The following is a 1,454-nucleotide window of genomic DNA, read 5'->3' as shown; positions in this document are numbered from 1 at the left end:
GGCACGCGCCCAACATGCTGCTCGGCTGGAGCATGCTGCGCGACCGGCTGGACGGGACGAGCTAGGCCGACGGCTCCCTGGCAGCGTCAAGGTTTGCAGACAGCACAGCGGCCGCCACGGCGATGTCCTCTTCTATGAAAATCCGCACAGTGGGACCGCTGCGCTGCTCCAGTGCGGCGACGATCTTGCGATGCGCGTCGTTGGACTGCGGGATGTAGCGATCGGCCTGCATCAGCAGCTTGAGATAAGGCCCGACCCGCCCCCAGAGGTCGCGGATCATGTTCAAAAGGATCGGCGCGCCAGCATGCTGGTAGATGGCGAAGTGGAACGCCTCGTTCAATGAGAGATAGGCCCTGGCGTCGCCGGCCTCAATGGCACGCTGCATGCCGGCGAGCGTCGCCTGGATGTCAGCCAGCCCGCTTTCGCTCATCCTGGTCGCCGCCATCTCGCCCGCCAGTCCCTCGACGGCGATGCGGATGCGCGTCAGCTCCTCGAAGGCAGGCGCGGACAGCAACGGCACGATGACCGAGCGGTTGTTCTGCATCTCGAGCAGCCGCTCGGCGACAAGCCTCTGCAGCGCCTCGCGGATCGGTGTCGTCGAGATGCCGAACGTCTCGGCGAGCTTGCGGATGACCAGCGCCTGGCCCGGGCTGAAGCCGCCGGAAATCAGCTCCTGCTTGAGCGCGCCATAGGCGCGGTCATTCAGGGTCTGATGTTCGAGCTTCAGCATGCGCGGGCCGCTCCGATCACCAGTTCGACAGAGCGCGATCGAGCGTCTCGGCCAGTTGCTCGGCATTGTCCCTGGCAAAGGGCAGTGGCGGCCTGATCTTCAGCACATTGCCGCGCGGACCGCAGGACGAGATCAGCACGCCGTCCTCGCGCATGGCTTCGACGACCGCCGATGTCTTGGTGGCGGCCAGAGCCTCGTCGCCGTCCGCCGTCAGCTCGACGCCGAAATAGAGGCCGTTGTGCCTGACATCAGCGACCGCGCCGTGCCGGCCCTGCAGGGCGCGCAGCAGTTCACTCGTATAGGCGCCGACATTGCGCGCATTCTCGATCAGCCCCTCGCCTTCGATGACATCGAGAACGGCGAGGCCGACAGCGGCCGCGACCGGGTTGCCGCCTAAGGTGTTGAAGTAGCCGGTGTTCGAACCGAAGGAGGCGACAAGCTGCGGCCGCACGAGCACGGCGCCCATCGGGTGCCCATCGCCGATCGGCTTGCCCATCGAGACGATGTCAGGCTCGATGCCATAGTTTGCGAAGCCCCACATGCCCTGGCCAAGCCGGCCGAAGCCGGACTGGACCTCATCGGCGATGACGATGCCGCCGGCCTTTTTGACGTGATCCGCCGCTTCGCGCATCACCGCCGCATCGGGAAAGAAGATGCCGTCGCTGGAAAAGGCGGAGTCGAGAAGCAGCGCCGCCGGCTTGATGCCTTTTGCTCGCATGTCCTC

The 1,454-nt window shown here is 65.7% G+C and carries 2 protein-coding genes; both read right to left on the bottom strand.

Translation table 11 applies throughout. The features are described from left to right. Window positions 1-61 precede the first annotated feature (61 nt). Window positions 62-730: a GntR family transcriptional regulator gene (locus EN969_RS30955; RefSeq protein WP_024502527.1), complete on the bottom strand. Its 669-nt coding sequence runs from the start codon at window positions 728-730 to the stop codon at window positions 62-64. Window positions 731-746: 16 nt separating this feature from the next. Beyond that, the coding region (locus EN969_RS30950; RefSeq protein WP_127419728.1) for an aminotransferase class III-fold pyridoxal phosphate-dependent enzyme at window positions 747-1,454 on the bottom strand (708 nt) is incomplete at its 5' end.

The organism is Mesorhizobium sp. M7A.F.Ca.CA.003.01.2.1 (assembly GCF_003998945.1).
Classification (GTDB): Bacteria; Pseudomonadota; Alphaproteobacteria; order Rhizobiales; family Rhizobiaceae; genus Mesorhizobium; species Mesorhizobium ciceri.
Note: the sequence above shows the minus strand (reverse complement) of the source record. Positions and strands in the feature narration are given on the sequence as shown.